The sequence below is a fragment of the Leucobacter luti genome (assembly GCF_004217175.1).
GTDB classification, from domain to species: domain Bacteria; phylum Actinomycetota; class Actinomycetes; order Actinomycetales; family Microbacteriaceae; genus Leucobacter; species Leucobacter luti.
This window is the reverse complement of record NZ_SHKI01000005.1, coordinates 100869-116164: the sequence shown is the minus strand read 5'-3', so window position 1 is coordinate 116164 and position 15296 is coordinate 100869. Positions and strand designations below refer to the sequence as shown.

13 protein-coding genes are annotated in these 15296 nt (G+C 69.8%); 6 read left to right on the top strand and 7 right to left on the bottom strand.

From position 1 onward, the window contains the following. Positions 1 to 15: 15 nt before the first annotated feature. On the top strand, positions 16 to 1575 hold the full coding sequence (locus EV139_RS09660) for an ABC transporter substrate-binding protein (RefSeq protein ID WP_130454135.1): 1560 nt from the start codon (positions 16 to 18) through the stop codon (positions 1573 to 1575). Between the two features lie 57 nt (positions 1576 to 1632). On the opposite strand, the gene EV139_RS09655 is transcribed toward EV139_RS09660, so the two are convergent. Both EV139_RS09655 and EV139_RS09650 read right to left on the bottom strand, forming a co-directional pair. Beyond that, positions 1633 to 1899, bottom strand: a complete 267-nt coding sequence (locus EV139_RS09655) for a zf-HC2 domain-containing protein (RefSeq protein WP_130454134.1) — start codon at positions 1897 to 1899, stop codon at positions 1633 to 1635. Then, positions 1896 to 2528 (bottom strand): sigma-70 family RNA polymerase sigma factor, encoded by a 633-nt coding sequence (locus EV139_RS09650; RefSeq protein ID WP_130454133.1) that lies wholly within the window; start codon positions 2526 to 2528, stop codon positions 1896 to 1898. The genes EV139_RS09655 and EV139_RS09650 overlap by 4 nt, the downstream gene beginning before the upstream one ends. A 69-nt stretch (positions 2529 to 2597) precedes the next feature. Between EV139_RS09650 and aroA the strand changes: the two genes are divergently transcribed. From aroA to bcp, 3 genes are read left to right on the top strand one after another with little or no spacing between them, the layout of a single operon-like run. After that, a complete protein-coding gene (gene aroA, locus EV139_RS09645; RefSeq protein WP_130454132.1) occupies positions 2598 to 4034 on the top strand; it encodes a 3-phosphoshikimate 1-carboxyvinyltransferase in 1437 nt (478 codons plus the stop codon). Then, on the top strand, positions 4031 to 5092 hold the full coding sequence (rsgA, locus tag EV139_RS09640; RefSeq protein ID WP_130454131.1) for a ribosome small subunit-dependent GTPase A: 1062 nt from the start codon (positions 4031 to 4033) through the stop codon (positions 5090 to 5092). Before aroA ends, rsgA begins: the two co-directional genes overlap by 4 nt. Before the next feature lie 39 nt (positions 5093 to 5131). Then, a complete protein-coding gene (gene bcp / locus EV139_RS09635; protein ID WP_130454130.1) occupies positions 5132 to 5614 on the top strand; it encodes a thioredoxin-dependent thiol peroxidase in 483 nt (160 codons plus the stop codon). 93 nt (positions 5615 to 5707) lie between these two features. Here the strand turns inward: bcp and EV139_RS09630 are convergent, their stop codons facing one another. Beyond that, positions 5708 to 6121, bottom strand: coding sequence for a hypothetical protein (locus EV139_RS09630; RefSeq protein WP_130454129.1), 414 nt, complete (start codon positions 6119 to 6121; stop codon positions 5708 to 5710). A 194-nt stretch (positions 6122 to 6315) separates the two neighbouring features. On the opposite strand from EV139_RS09630, the gene EV139_RS09625 reads away from it, so the two are divergent. Then, positions 6316 to 6564 carry a WhiB family transcriptional regulator gene (locus EV139_RS09625; protein ID WP_010156721.1) on the top strand — a complete coding sequence of 83 codons (249 nt, stop codon included), beginning with the start codon at positions 6316 to 6318 and terminating at the stop codon, positions 6562 to 6564. A 154-nt stretch (positions 6565 to 6718) separates the two neighbouring features. Here EV139_RS09625 and argG read toward each other — a convergent pair whose 3' ends face one another. The 3 genes from argG to EV139_RS09610 form a co-directional block, all read right to left on the bottom strand. Further along, on the bottom strand, positions 6719 to 8140 hold the full coding sequence (gene argG / locus EV139_RS09620; protein ID WP_130454128.1) for an argininosuccinate synthase: 1422 nt from the start codon (positions 8138 to 8140) through the stop codon (positions 6719 to 6721). Between the two features lie 164 nt (positions 8141 to 8304). Next, complete coding sequence (locus tag EV139_RS09615; RefSeq protein ID WP_130454127.1) at positions 8305 to 9330, bottom strand: malate dehydrogenase; 1026 nt, start codon at positions 9328 to 9330, stop codon at positions 8305 to 8307. After that, complete coding sequence (locus EV139_RS09610; protein WP_130454126.1) at positions 9330 to 10169, bottom strand: aldo/keto reductase; 840 nt, start codon at positions 10167 to 10169, stop codon at positions 9330 to 9332. Before EV139_RS09610 ends, EV139_RS09615 begins: the two co-directional genes overlap by 1 nt. An 86-nt stretch (positions 10170 to 10255) precedes the next feature. On the opposite strand from EV139_RS09610, the gene hrpA reads away from it, so the two are divergent. After that, entirely contained in the window at positions 10256 to 14257 is a 4002-nt protein-coding gene (gene hrpA / locus EV139_RS09605) for an ATP-dependent RNA helicase HrpA (protein WP_130454125.1), read from the top strand. On the opposite strand, the gene EV139_RS09600 is transcribed toward hrpA, so the two are convergent. Then, on the bottom strand, positions 14254 to 15237 hold the full coding sequence (locus EV139_RS09600) for an AsnC family transcriptional regulator (protein WP_198677528.1): 984 nt from the start codon (positions 15235 to 15237) through the stop codon (positions 14254 to 14256). The two genes, hrpA and EV139_RS09600, sit on opposite strands and share 4 nt — an antisense overlap. Positions 15238 to 15296: the final 59 nt, after the last annotated feature.

The window sequence follows — 15296 nt, the reverse complement described above, 5'->3', positions numbered from 1 at the left end:
AGGAGCTCGCTTCACGTGCCCGACCCCGACACCGCCACGCACGGCGTTGCCGCCCACACGCCCAGACGCCGACGCCCCGCGGGCCGCCTGCTGGCCGCGCTCTTCGCGAGCGTCGCCGTGGTCGCCTGTGTCGCCGCGTTCGCCTCCGGCGGCCCCGCCGCGGGGCAGAGCGCCGCCGACGACGGCGGCAGCGACGGCACCGTCAGGATCGGCGTGATCCTCGAGCCCACGAGCCTCGACATTCGCGGCAACCAGGGCGTGGCCACCAGCCAGATCCTCACCGACAACGTGTACCAGGGACTGATCGGCGTCAAGGCGGGCACTGTCGATGAGATCGTGCCAGTGCTCGCCACAGAACTGCCCCGGGTGAGCACGGACGGCCGCACCGCGACCTTCACGATCCGCGACGGCGTCACGTTCCACTCGGGCGGTGCGCTCACGGCGGACGACGTCGTCGCCTCGCTCGCCGAGACGCTCACTCCGGAAAACGTCGGATTCGCCCCAACAATCGATCGGGTCGACGCGCGCACGATCCGGATCACGCTGGCGGAGCGCAACTCGGACCTGATGTGGCAGCTCGCAAACACGCCCGGCCTGATCCGCGAGGCGGCCGCGGACAACGACCTCGAGGTCACCGCGAATGGCACCGGCCCGTACCGCTTCGAGGCGTGGGACCGGGGTGAGACGCTGACTCTCGTGCGCAACGCCGACTACTGGGGCGCCCCGGCCACACTCGACCGCGCCGTATTCTCGTTCCTGCCGCAGGGGCGCGCCGCCGTGAAGGCCCTGCGTGGCGGCGACATCGACGTGCACACGGCTCTGCTGCCATCGCTCAGCCCCGAGTTCGAGGGCGACGCGGCGTACACCCTCAACCGCGCGCGCAGCACCGACGTGTTCACCCTCGCGTTCAACTCGGCGAAGGCGCCACTCAACGACCCACGCGTGCGCACCGCACTGAGCCGGGCGATCGACCCGGACGCGCTCATCGCCGCGCAGAACGGGAACGGCACCCCGCTCGGCAGCCCCGTCACCGAGCTCGACCCCGGGTTCGTCGATCTCACCGACGTCAACGCGTACGACCCGCAGTCCGCGCGGGACCTGCTGTACGAGGCGGGCCAGGATCACCTCACGCTCACCATCACCATGCCGGACCACTACGATCCCGCGCCGCTCGACCTGCTGAAGGGCCAGCTCGCGGACGTCGGTGTGGCGATCGTGGTGAAGCAGCTCCCGTTCTCTGCCTGGCTTGAACAGGTGGTCAGGAACCACGACTACCAGGTGAGCTACGTCGACCACGCGGAGCCCCGCGGTCTCGCCGACTACGCACATCCCGGCACGTACTTCGGCTACGACAGCCCACGGGTGCAGGAGCTGTACGCCCGAGCGCTCGCGGAGGCGGATCCCGCGGCGGCGGCCGCGCTGTTCAGCGAGGCAGCCGCGCAGGTCGCGGCCGACGCTCCGGCGAAGTGGCTCGTCAACTACGCCCCCACGAACGTGCTCAGCACGCGGATCGCCGAGTTCCCGCGCGAGAACACGAACTCCCGCATCAACCTCGCGGGCGTTCGCCTCAACTGACGCGCGGCCGCGCCAGCGGTGATCCCGCGTGAACGGGTCGCGCGAGTGCCGCTCGTGCTAGAGCGCCGCCTCGCCCGCCGGGACTTCCGCGCGCAGGCCGCGCAGGATCGCGTCGCGCAGATCCACCGGGGCGCTGTCCTCGCGCTCGTCTTCGCACGCGCGGCGCACCACCTCGGTGAGCTGGAGACACACGCTCTGCTCGTTCTGACACCCCGAGCACGTCTCGATGTGCTCGCGGATCGGGGCGGACTCCTCCGCGCACAATTCGCCGCGCAGCAGCTCGTACAGGTTTGCCTTTGCCTTCTCGCACCCGCAGTCGCTCATTGCACGTCTCCCTTCGCTGCCTTCGTAGTAAGTCCAACGCCCTGCTCGCGAGCGTATTCCCCGAGAGACTTCCGAAGTCGCGCGCGACCCCGGTGCAGGCGGCTCATCACGGTGCCGATCGGCACCCCCGCGATATCCGCAATCTCCTGATAGCTGAAGCCTTCCACGTCCGCGAGGTACACGGCCATGCGGAAATCCTCGGGCAGCGCATTGAGCGCGTCGGTGACCACCGTGTCTGGCGTGCGGTCAATTGCCTCGGCCTCCGCCGAGCGCGACGACATCGCCGTGGTCGATTCCGCCCCGCCAAGCTGCCAGTCCTCGAGGTCTTCAACGACGCCCAGATACGGCTCGCGTTGTTTCTTGCGGTACGTGTTGATGTAGGCGTTCGTCATGATCCGGTACAGCCACGCTTTGAGGTTCGTGCCCTCCTCGAACGACGCGAACGCGGCGAACGCTTTCGCAAACGTTTCTTGCACCAGATCCTGCGCATCCTGTGGATTGCGCGTCATCTTCATGGCGGCCCCGTACAGCTGATCGAGCAGCGGGAGCGCATCAGTGGTGAAGCGGCGTTCAAGCTTCGCCTGATCTGCGGTATCGGTCACGTGTTCGATCCTATCGGGCGCAGGCATGGAGCCCGATGAATCCGGGCGGATGCGCTGCTCAGTGCGCACATGCGCGGCCCGGTAGACTCGGTGGGGATGCTGATAGGAAAACTGAACCCCGGCAAAGACGGCGACGAGGCACGCTCCGGCGAGGACACTCCAGAGGCCGAGGCGCACTGGCCCGCGCCGCTCGCCACCGCGCCCGTCGACGCCCGGGTTGCCCTGCCCGGATCGAAGTCACTCACGGGGCGAGAGCTCATTCTCGCGGCCCTGGCCGACGGGCCCGGCACGCTCCGCGCCCCCCTCCACTCGCGCGACTCGGCCCTCATGATCGACGCGCTCCGCGCGCTCGGCACCGAGATCACGGAGCTCCCGAGCGACCGCGTGTTCGGCGGGGACCTGAGGATCACGCCGGCCGCGGAGCTGACGGGGTCCACCAGCATCGGCTGCGGGCTCGCGGGCACCGTTATGCGCTTCGTCCCGCCGCTCGCCGCACTCGCGCTCGGCCCCGTCGCGTTCGACGGCGATCCATATGCGCGCAAGCGCCCCATGCGCCCGCTGCTCGACGCACTGCGCGCCCTCGGCGCAGACATCGCCGACGAGGGGCGCGGCGCGCTCCCGTTCACGGTGCACGGCACGGGCAGCCTGCGCGGCGGCAGAGTCACGCTCGACGCATCGCTCTCCAGCCAGTTCGTGTCGGCGCTGCTGCTGGCAGCCCCCCGCTTCACCGAGGGCGTCCACGTGGTCCACACGGGCGAGCGGGTGCCGAGCGTGCCGCACATCGAGATGACGCTCGCCGCGCTGCGTGCGCGCGGCGTCGATGCCGATTCCCCCGCTCCGGGCGAGTGGCGCGTCGCCCCCGGCCCGATCCGCGCGCTCGACGCCACCATTGAGCCAGACCTCTCGAACGCCGCCCCGTTCCTCGCGGCGGCGCTCGCCGCAGGCGGTTCGGTGACCGTGCCGGAGTGGCCGGCGACGACCACGCAGGTCGGCGACCAGCTGCGCACTCTCCTCCCCGAGTTCGGCGCGCAGCTGACCGTCAGCGCGGATGGCGCAGTGACCGCCACCAGCGACGGCACGATCCGCGGTGTGCGACTCGATATCCCCGAGGCCGGCGAGCTCGCCCCCACCCTGATCGGGCTCGCGGCGCTCGCCGCGCACGGCACCGACGGCACCAACGGCGTAGCCAGCGAGATCACCGGGATCGGCCACATCCGCCACCACGAGACCGATCGGATCGCCGCGCTGGTCGCCGAGATCCGCGGCCTTGGCGGCAGCGCTGAGGAGCTCCCCGACGGCATCAGGATCGCTCCCGCGGCGCTGCACGGCGGTGTCTGGCACAGCTACGCCGACCACCGCATGGCGACCACCGGAGCGCTCATTGGCCTGCGTATCCCCGACGTCGAGGTTGAAGACGTGGCGAGCACCGGCAAGACGCTCCCGCAGTTCCCCGAGCTCTGGCAGCGCATGCTGGGCGGTTGGACGCCGGAGGCGCCCAGCGAGCGCTCGTTCATCCAGGGACTGACGCTGTGAGCTGGCTCACCCCCGACGACGATGACGAGGACGGCCCGTACGGCGAGTACGCGGATCACCGGGTGCGCGAGCGCCCAAACCCGAAGGCGAACCGGCCGCGCACGAAGCGGCGACCGGATCACGACGACGCCGTCATCGGCATGGTCACCGGAGTCGACCGCGGCCGCTACTCGGTCCTCGTCCCCGCCGGTGCGGATCCGGCCGACCCGACTGAGCGCGAGGTGGTCGCCGCGCGCGCTCGTGAGCTGCGCCGCACCCCCATCGTGATTGGCGACCGCGCGCAGCTCGTCGGCGACGCGAGCGGCGAGGAGGGCACCCTCGCCCGCATCGTCGGCATCGAGGAGCGCCGCACCCTGCTGCGCCGCAGTGCAGACGACAGCGACCAGGTCGAGCGGATCATGGTGGCGAACGCCGACCAGATGTTCATCGTGGTCGCCGCCGCGAACCCCGAGCCGCGCGTGCGCCTGGTAGACCGCTACCTCGTCGCCGCGTACGACGCGGGGATTCAGCCGATCATCTGCATCACCAAGGTGGACCTCGCGGACCCCGAGCCGTTTCTCGCGCACTTCGCGGCGCTCGAGGTGCCCGTGTTTCGCTCCGCCCAGGGAGACGAGCCGCTCGCGGATATCCGCGCCGCCCTCGCGGGGAAGACCAGTGTGTTCGTGGGGCACTCGGGGGTCGGCAAGTCGACACTCATCAACGCGCTCGTGCCCGAGGCCGGGCGCGCCACGGGCCACGTCAACGAGGTTACCGGCCGCGGGCGGCACACGTCATCCTCGTCCGTCGCGTTCCGCGCGGCCACCCCTGGCAACCCGGCGGGCGACTCCGGCTGGGTGATCGACACCCCCGGGGTGCGCTCCTTCGGCCTGGGGCACGTGACCAGCGACGGGATCCTGCGCGGCTTCACCGACCTCGCCGAGCTGATCGACCGCTGCCCGCGAGGCTGCACCCACCAGGACGACGCGCCAGACTGCGAGCTCGACGCGGCCATCGCCGACGGCCGGCTCGACGAGCTGGGCGCGATGCGGGTCGAGTCGCTGCGCCGCCTCCTGAAATAGCCCCGGCACCGTGTCGGCGGTGCTCGCTAGGCTGGGCGTATGACTGATCGCGTAATTCTCGAGCCCGGACAGCCCGCCCCCGACTTCGCCCTCCCCGACCAGGACGGCGTCACGCGCAAGCTCGCCGACTATCGCGGCGAGAAGGTGGTGCTGTTCGTGTACCCGCAAGCGATGACCCCGGCGTGCACCACGGAGGCGTGCGAGTTCCAGGAGTCCTCGGCGCCGCTCGCGGCCGCCGGCTACCGCGTGCTCGGCCTCTCTCGCGACGCGGTTGAGCGGCTGCGGCGTTTCGCCGATCGCGACGCGCTTGAGTACCCGCTCCTCAGCGACCCCGACACCGCAGTGCACGTCGCGTACGGCGCCTTTGGAGAGAAAAACAGCTACGGCCGCATCGTCGAGGGCGTGATCCGCTCCACCTTCGTGATCGACGAGGCCGGCAAGATCGAGCACGCGCTCTACAACGTCAAGGCGACCGGGCACGTGGCCCGGGTCTTGAAGCTGCTCGGCGTCGCTGCAGCCTGAGCGCGGCCCGGGGAACCGGGTGCACGGGGCCGCTCGAGCACCCGGTTTCCCGGTGCGCTCGGCTATACGGCGATACCGCGATACGGCTGGGGGCTACTCCCCCGGAACCACCGGGGCGTCCGGGCGCGCGAGCAGTGCCGCCACAAAGCCCGCGAGGGCGAGCACGAGCACCTCAAGTCCGAGCACCGTCTGCGGGCCGAGCAGGCCCTGCAGGATTCCCGTTGCCGCGGCAAACAGCAGCACGTGAATGGTGATCGACGAGCCGCGCACCCAGCCGGGTCGCCCGCGCCACGCACCCCACGCGGTGATGGCGATCCACGCCCACCAGAGCGCCGTGGCGAGCAGCAGGATGACAAGATCACCCAGCGGTTCACCCTGTGCGGCAAAGACCCCCTGCGCGACGTTGATGAGCAGCCACGCACCCCCGATGACTTCAAGCAGCAGAACGAACCGCAGTGCGATCCACCCGATTCGAGTGGGAACATGAGCGGCGGATGACGAGGTCATTTCGGTTCTCTTTCCGGGTAATTGCGAATTGACTATTGATTTGCTTCTACATCCGTGAAACTATATATTTCGTCGAGTTTCGCGCACACCGACGTGAGCATTCTCAGCCACGTATCAGGTAACTATGGCGCGAATTCTAGACTATCCAGTCTCTGGTGATTCGCGCGTGTGCGTCGTACTAAGGAGAAACATAAATGGATTGGCGTGAACAGGCTGCATGTCTCACTGTAGACCCCGAGTTGTTCTTCCCCGTGGGAAACACCGGCCCGGCAGTTGAGCAGATCGAGCGCGCGAAGTCCGTCTGTGCTCGCTGCACCGTCACGGAGATGTGCCTCCAGTACGCCATGGACACCGGGCAGGACTCCGGAGTCTGGGGCGGCCTGAGCGAGGACGAGCGCCGCGCACTCAAGCGCCGCGCTGCACGCGCCCGCCGCGCGTCCTAGGCGCTCCGCAGCAGCACGCACAGAGCCCCGGCACTCCTTCCGAGTGCCGGGGCTCTGTGCGTTCGCGAGACAGCGCAGGAGCGCGCAACCCGCTCCCCCAAAACGCACTGCGGCCCCGCACCCTTCGGGGTGCGGGGCCGCAGTGCTGCGTGGACTAGTCCGTGCCGGCGTCGAACGCGGCGGAGAGGCCGAGCTCGTCGGCGTTCTCGTCGATGCCGGTGACGGCCTCAGCGATTTCGGCAGCGCCGCCCTTCTCGAGCTCGCCAACGAGATCGGCAACCGCGCCGCCGACCATGCCCATCTGCGCGTACTGCTCGAGGCGCTGACGCGAATCGGCGATGTCGAGGTTGCGCATGGTGAGCTGGCCGATCCGGTCCTCGGGGCCAAACGCCGCACCGACGGTCCGCTCCATCGAGAGCTTCTCGGGGTGGTACGAGAGGTTGGGGCCCTCGGTGTTGAGGATCGTGTAGTCGTCGCCGCGGCGCAGGCGGAGGGTGACCTCGCCCGTGATCGCGGAGCCGACCCAGCGCTGCAGCGACTCGCGCAGCATGAGCGACTGCGGGTCGAGCCAGCGGCCCTCGTACATGAGGCGGCCGAGCTTGCGCCCGTCGGTGTGGTAGCTCGCGAGGGTGTCCTCGTTGTGGATCGCGTTGACGAGGCGCTCGTACGTGATGTGCAGCAGCGCCATGCCCGGGGCCTCGTAGATGCCGCGCGACTTCGCCTCGATGATGCGATTCTCGATCTGGTCGGAGACGCCGAGACCGTGGCGGCCACCAATCGCGTTTGCCTCGAAGACGAGCGCGACGGGATCGGAGTACTCAACGCCGTTGATCGCGACCGGGCGGCCGGCCTCGAACCGCACCGACACCTCCTCGGTGGCGACCTCGACGTCGTCGCGCCAGGCGGCAACGCCCATGATCGGCTCAACCACGTCCAGGCCGGCGTTCAAGAACTCGAGCGTCTTCGCCTCGTGCGTCGCACCCCAGATGTTGGCGTCCGTCGAGTACGCCTTCTCGGTGGCGTCGCGGTACGGGTAGCCCCGCTCAACAAGCCACTCGCTCATCTCGTGGCGACCACCGAGCTCGCGCACGAAGTCGGCGTCGAGCCACGGCTTGTAGATCCGCAGCGCCGGGTTCGCCATGAGCCCGTAGCGGTAGAACCGCTCGATGTCGTTGCCCTTGTAGGTGGAACCGTCGCCCCAGATGTCGACGCCGTCCTCCTTCATCGCGCGAACGAGGAGCGTGCCGGTCACGGCGCGGCCGAGCGGCGTCGTGTTGAAGTACGTCTTACCGCCGGAGCGAACGTTGAACGCGCCGGTCTGGAGGGCGACAAAGCCCTCCTCCACGAGGGGACGCTTCGCGTCAACGTGACGGGCGATCTCCGCGCCGTACTCCTTCGCACGATCGGCGACGCCATCGATGTCGGGCTCGTCGTACTGCCCGATATCAGCGGTGTAGGTGCAGGGCACAGCGCCCTTTTCGCGCATCCACGCGACCGCGCACGAGGTGTCGAGACCACCGGAGAAGGCGATGCCGACGCGCTCGCCCACGGGAAGAGAAGAAAGAACCTTGGACATACTCTCTATCTTAGAGCGCGCGGCGGGCCGCCCGCGCCACCCCGGGGACGGACTGGGCGCGGACCCGACCCACGCACGCAGCGCGAGCGCACGGTTTCGGCGGTTCTCACACTTCAGAACCGCCGAAACCGTGCGCTCGCGAGCATCGCGCCCGTGGCCCCGACCTACTCGGCCGGGATGAGCCCCATCTCGGCGACCTGATCGCGTTCGGCGGCGAGCTCCGCCGCGGACGCCGCGATCCGGTGCCGCGAGAACTCATCGAGTTCGAGCCCCTCTACGACCTGCCACGCGCCAGCGACGGCCCGCGCCGGCACGGACGCGAGCAGCCCCTCCGGGATCCCGTAGGCGCCCGTTGATGGCAGGGCCACGGACGTCCACGGCGCCACGCCGGATTCGGCTGCCGGCGGCGTGCCGAGCGACCAGTCCCGCACGTGGTCGATCGCGGCGTTCGCCGCGGACGCGACGGACGAGCCGCCGCGCACCTCGATAATCTCGGCACCGCGGTTCGCCACGCGCTCGATGAACGCTCCACGCCCCCACTCCTCGCCGACCACGTCGAAGGCCGGGCGCCCGGCGATCGTCGCGTGGCTCAGGTCGGGGTACTGCGTGGTCGAGTGATTGCCCCAGATGGTCACGCCGGCGATGTCCGCCACGCGCGCGGCGGCGTGCTCGGCGAGCAGGCCAACCGCCCGGTTGTGGTCGAGGCGGGTCATCGCGGTGAAGCGCTCCGCAGGCACATCGGGAGCGTTGCGCTGCGCGATGAGCGCGTTCGTGTTGGCAGGGTTGCCCACCACCAGCACGCGCACGTCGTCCGCCGCGTGATCGTTGATTGCACGACCCTGCGGCCCGAAGATCGCGCCGTTCGCCGCGAGCAGGTCCGCGCGCTCCATGCCGGCAGTGCGCGGCCGCGAGCCGACCAGCAGCGCCACGTTCGCCCCGTCGAACCCGACCTCGGGCGTGGTGGCGATGTCGATGCTCGCGAGGAGCGGGAACGCCCCATCGACGAGCTCGAGCGCCGCTCCCTCCGCGCCCTTGACGCCCTGCGGGATCTCGAGGAGCCGCAGCGCGACGGGCTGCTCGGGCCCGAACATGGCCCCCGACGCGATCCTGAACAGCGCCGCGTAGCCAATCTGCCCGCCGGCCCCGGTCACCGTGACGGTGATCGGGGTGGGGACTGCCCCGGCGGCCATCAGTTCGCCCCGTATTCGCGCGGATCCGGGCCGTAGTTGCGCCCCGCCTCGAGCGCGGTGACGAACGCGTGCTCGGTCTCGGTGAGCTCGAAGTCGAACAGGTCGGCGTTCTCGAGCATGCGCTCGCGCCGGGTCGTCTTCGGGAAGATGATCGTGCCGTTCTCAATGTGCCAGCGCAGCACCACCTGGGCCAGGCTCTTGCCGTGCGCACGCGCGACCTCGACGAGCCGCGGCTGCGTGAGCAGGTCGCTCTTGCCCTGCGCCAGCGGGCCCCAGGCCTCGATCGCGATGCCGTTGGCCCGGCAGTACGCCGTGAGTTCCTGGCGCTGGTGCTCCGGGTGCAGCTCGATCTGGTTGACGGCGGGGAACTCCCCGGTCGCCTCGATGATGCGAGTGAGGTGCTCCACCTCGTGGTTCGACACTCCGGCCGCGGAGGTGAGGCCGGCCTCGCGCAGGTCGAGCACCTGCTCCCACGCGCTCACGTACGTGTCCTGGCTGGGCACCGGCCAGTGCACCAGGTACAGGTCGACACGGTCGAGGCCGAGCTTCTCCAGGCTGTCTTCGAGCGCCCCGCGGGCGTCGGTTTGGCGATCGTTCCAGAGTTTCGTGGTGACGAAGAGCTCGTCGCGCGGGATCCCGCTCTTCGCGATCGCGGCCCCCACCTCAGCCTCGTTTCCGTAGACCGCGGCGGTGTCGATGTGCCGGTAGCCGACTTCAAGCGCTTCAGAAACGACGCGCTCGGTCTCGCCGGATTCGACGAGGAAGACGCCGAGACCCACCTGCGGGATCTGGGTGCCACCGTTGAGTTCAATGTTCGGGATCGGCAGTGCAGTCGTCATTCAGTTCTCCCTCATCTGGTGATTCAGTTCCGAAGTCTACGCCCGCGTCGCGCAGAGACCGCCGTACCTGAAATACTTGGAGGATTATGTCGAATCCCGCAGTACGCATCGAGTTCCCCGAGGAACTCCCGGTCTCGCAAATGCGGGACGAGATCGCGGAGGCAATCCGTGACCACCAGGTCGTGATCGTTGCGGGCGAGACCGGCTCGGGCAAGACGACGCAGCTCCCCAAGATCGCGCTGACGCTCGGGCGCGAGCGGATCGCGCACACGCAGCCGCGGCGGATCGCCGCGCGCACGATCGCCGAGCGGATCGCCGAGGAGCTCGGGTCCGAGCTCGGCGGCCTGGTCGGCTACCAGGTGCGGTTCACCGACAAGGTCTCGGCGGACACCAAGATCCGCCTGATGACCGACGGCATTCTGCTCAACGCGATCCACCGTGACCGCGACCTCACCGCGTACGACACGATCATCATTGACGAGGCGCACGAGCGCAGCCTCAACATCGACTTCCTGCTCGGCTACCTACGGACGCTGCTCCCCCGCCGCCCGGACCTCAAGGTGATCATCACCTCGGCGACGATCGACCCGGAGTCCTTCGCGAAGCACTTCGCGGACCCGCGCACCGAGGAGCCGGCGCCCATCATCGAGGTGTCCGGACGCACCTACCCGGTCGAGATCAGGTACCGCCCGCTTATTGAGCAGACCGAGGTGCTGGATCCGAAAACCAAGGCCCCGAAGGTGCGCACCGTGGAGCGCGACCTGTTCGACGCGATCGGCGACGCGGTGGACGAGCTCGCGAAAGAGGCACCGGGCGACGTGCTCGTGTTCCTGTCGGGCGAGGCGGAGATCCGCGACGCGGCAGACGCCCTGAACGGGCGGATGCGCGCGCAGAGCCGGGCACACCGCACCGAAATCCTGCCCCTGTACGGCCGCCTCAGCGCCGCCGAGCAGCACCGGGTCTTCGAGCGGCCGCGGGGCCCACAGGCGGGGGCGCGCCGGATCGTGCTCGCCACGAACGTCGCGGAGACCTCGCTCACCGTGCCGGGGATCCGCTACGTGGTCGACGCCGGAACCGCCCGCATCTCGCGCTACAGCGCGCGCAGCAAGGTACAGCGGCTTCCCATCGAGGCAGTCTCGCAGGCGAGCGCAAACCAGCGCTCGGGGCGCTCGGGCCGCACCAGTCCCGGCATCGCAATCCGGCTCTACAGCGAGGACGACTTCACGTCGCGCCCCGAGTACACCGAGCCCGAGATCCGGCGCACGGGCCTCGCCTCAGTGATCCTGCAAATGCTCTCGCTCGGGCTCGGCGACATCGCCGGGTTCCCGTTCCTCACGCCGCCGGATCAGCGCGGGATCGCAGACGGCATTGGGCTCCTCACCGAACTCGGCGCAGTGACCGCGGTGACCGGAGACCGCGGGCGGGGCGGCTCCAAGTCCGGCTCCGGCGGCGCGCGGGGCTCGCGCTCCGGCGGCGGGCGCTCGGGCGCTGGCCGCTCCGGTGCCACTCACGCGATCACAAAGATCGGTCGCGAGCTCTCGCGCCTGCCCATCGAGCCGCGGTTCGCGCGCATGGTGGTCGAGGCACGGCGTCACGAGGTCGTCCCCGAGGTGCTCGCGATCGTGGCAGGGCTCACCATTCAGGACGTGCGCGAGCGTCCGCAGGCCGAGCGCAGTAGGGCCGACGAGCTGCACGGCCGGTTCAACGATCCGCAGGGCGACCTGATGACCCTCCTCAATCTCTGGAACTACCTGCAGAAGGAGCAGCGGGAGCGCTCGTCGAGCGCGTTCAGGCGACTGTGCAAGGCCGAGTATCTCAACTTCCTGCGCGTGCGCGAGTGGATGGATCTGTACCGCCAGATCGCCAGGATCGCGGGCATCAAGCGCGACGAGACCGGGGCGCACGAGACGGCGGGCGGGGCGAGCGAGCCCATCCATCGCTCCGTGCTCGCGGGCCTGCTCTCGCAGCTCGGAGTGCGCGACGACCGGCAGGACCGCAGCGTGCCGCAGGGCCGCGGCGTGGCCGGCGCCGCGCGGCGCAAACCGTCGCAGGAGTACCTCGGCTCGCGCGGTACCCGCTTCGTGCTCTACCCGGGATCCGTGCTCGCAAAGAAGCCGCCCGAGGTGATCATGAGCGTCGAGCTCGTCGAAACCTCGCGCCTCTTCGCGCGGTCGAACGCGGTGGTGGATCCGGCCTGGGCCGAGGAGCTCGCCGGGCCGCTTGCCAAGCGCCAGCTGTCGGAGCCGCGCTGGGAAAAGAACCAGGGCGCCGCAGTCGCCTACGAGCGCGTGACCCTCTACGGGGTCCCGATCGTGGATCGCCGCCGGGTGCAGCTGGCCCGCTACGACGAGGCGCACGCCCGCGAGCTGTTCATCAGGCACGCGCTCGTCGACGGCGAGTGGGACTCCCCGCAGGCGTTCGATCGGGCAAACCGACAGCTGCGCCGCGAGCTTGAGCAGCTTGAGGAGCGCACCCGTCGCCGCGACATCGTCGGCGACGACGACGCGGTGTTCGAGTTCTACGACGCGCGCATCCCCGCCGACGTCACCTCCACGCGCAGCTTTGAGGGCTGGTGGAAGAAACAGCGCGTCACCGACCCAAATTTCCTGCACCTGCGCCGCGCCGACCTGCTGGAGGACGAGACGCAGGAGGCCGACGAGAGCGAGTACCCGCGGCAGTGGCAGCACGGCGACCAGTCGCTCAAGCTCCGCTACCGCTTCGACCCCACCGCCGAAGACGACGGGGTCACGGTCAACGTGCCCTTGCCGCTGCTGCCCCGGCTTGAGGGCGGCGACTTCGAGAAGCTCGTGCCCGGGCTGCGGCAGGAGCTCGTCACCGCGCTCATCAAGACACTGCCGAAGGCGATCCGCAAGCACGTGGTGCCCGCCGCGGACTGGGCGCGCACGCTGCTCAGCGCTGTGGGGCCCCAGCTCGACGCGCCAGTGCCCCCCGGAGCGCAGGCGCCGCAGCTCACCGCGCTGTTGGCGACCGAGATCCGCCGCCGCACGAGCGTGCCGGTCTCACCGAACGACTTCGATCCCGACCGCCTCCCCGCGCACCTCACGCCGACCTTCCGCGTGATCAACGCCCGCGGGCGCACGGTCGGCACCGGGAAAGACCTCGGCGAGCTGAAGGCCGCCCACAAGGACCAGGCCACGCAGGGCGTCGCGAAGGTGGCCGCGGCCGCACTCCCCAAGAGCGAGCTCGAGAAGACCGGGGTGACCACCTGGGACTTCGGCGATCTGCCCCGGCACGTCGACACCGCCTACGCGAAGGGCCGCGCGGGCGGCGCGGGCGTGGTGCGAGCGTACCCGGCAATCCGGGACCGCCGCACGAGCGTCGACCTCGTGCTCGTCGCCGACGAAGCTGAGCAGGCGCGGCTCTCGCGGCGCGGGATCCGGCGGCTCCTCGCGCTCAGCTCGCCGTCGCCGGCCAGCTACATTCGCTCGCACCTGTCAAACCAGGAGAAGCTGCTGCTCGGCGCCGGCCCCTACCGCTCGCTGGACCAGGCGATCGCCGACGTCTCGCTCGCAGTGTCGGATCGCGTGATCCAGCGCCACGCGCCCGATGGCCTGGTGTGGCGGGAGGCAACGTTTGAGGCGATCGCGAACGACTACGCGCGATCGCTGATCGACGACATCTACGCGGCCATCGCGCTCACCGCGCGCGTGCTCGACGGCGTGCGGCTCGCGCGCAAGGCGATCGACGCGGCGAAGTCGATCCAGGTGCTCGGCCAGGTCGCCGACGCGGCGCAGCAGGTGGACGGGCTCGTGTACGAGGGCTTCGTCTCGCGCACCGGCCTCGCCCAGCTGGAGCGACTCCCCGTCTATCTTGAGGCCGTGCAGCTGCGGATGCGCGGGCTCACGGAGAACTCCGGCCGCGACCGCGCCTGGCAGAACGAGGTTGACCGGGTGCGTGAACTGTTCGCGCAGGCGGGCGGCACGATCCCGCTCCCCGACGAGGCACCGCCGCACCTGGTGCGGGCGCGCTGGCTGATCGAGGAGCTGCGCGTGAGCCTGTTCGCGCAGCAGCTGCGCACGGCGGAGCCGGTGTCGGCGCAGCGCATCCAAAAGGTGCTCGCGGGTTAGCGCGGGGCCGCTTCGAAGCCGTTCACCTCGCGCCCGAGGTGCTTGTAGAGCCGCAGCATCGTCATGCGATCCTTCACCTCTGCCTCGGGGATGAGCTGTGACACCGAGATTTCGGCGGCCAGCAGGCCAATCCGGTTCTTCGCCCCGACCGCCAGAATCACGTTGGCCGGCCCGGTCGACACCGCCGCGAACTGCACGGCGTTGAGGGTGATCACCTTGTCGAGCGCGCCGGCGACCCGCGGGGCTGGCAGCTGCAGGAACAGCCAGTTCACGGCCGGATACAGCGTGAATCGCTCGGACATGTCCGTGCGCAGCTGCAGGAGCCCATCGAGTCGCAACCTGGCGAGCGCGTCCGCGGCGCGCTGGGCGCTCACGCCCACCCGCTCCCCGAGCTCTCCCACCGGCATGCGCACGTTCGTCTGCAGCGCCTGGCGGATCGCGAGGGCCAGGCGCGGGTCGACCCGCTTGGCCGCGCCGGCACGCGGCGGCCTGATAGGTGGGATGCTGCGCACCTGCGCGTCGCTGAGTACCTGCAGCGTCCAGTCAGACCCCTCACGCGCGACCTGGCTGATCAGGTGCGAGCGGACCCCGCGCACCTGCGGCACCTCGGAGATCCGCTCCAGGAGGAAGGCGGCAAGCTCGTCCTCATCCTCCGCGAGGAGCGTGACGAACAGATCGCACGCGCCCGTTGCGAGCTCGATCGACGCGACGCCCGGCAGGGCCGCAATCGCCCGCGCGGCGTCGAGCACCTGCCCGGGATGACTGTCCACCTCGATGAGCGCCATCGCATCGAGCTGGGAGACGCCCTGCATGGCGGTGAACCACGCAGCGCCGCCCTCCTCGATCCGCTGCCAGCGTCGCGCAAGCGTGTGGGCGTCTGCCCCGAGCACTGCGGCGAGCGCCGTCCAGCGCACCCGCGGCTCGATCTGCAGCGCGTGAATAATCTGGAAATCGAGCGCATCCAGCGTGATTTCAGTCATTGAGCCCATTCCTCATGCAGTTTTTCGGCAGTTTCAACGAAAACTTGCCGACTCTGTCA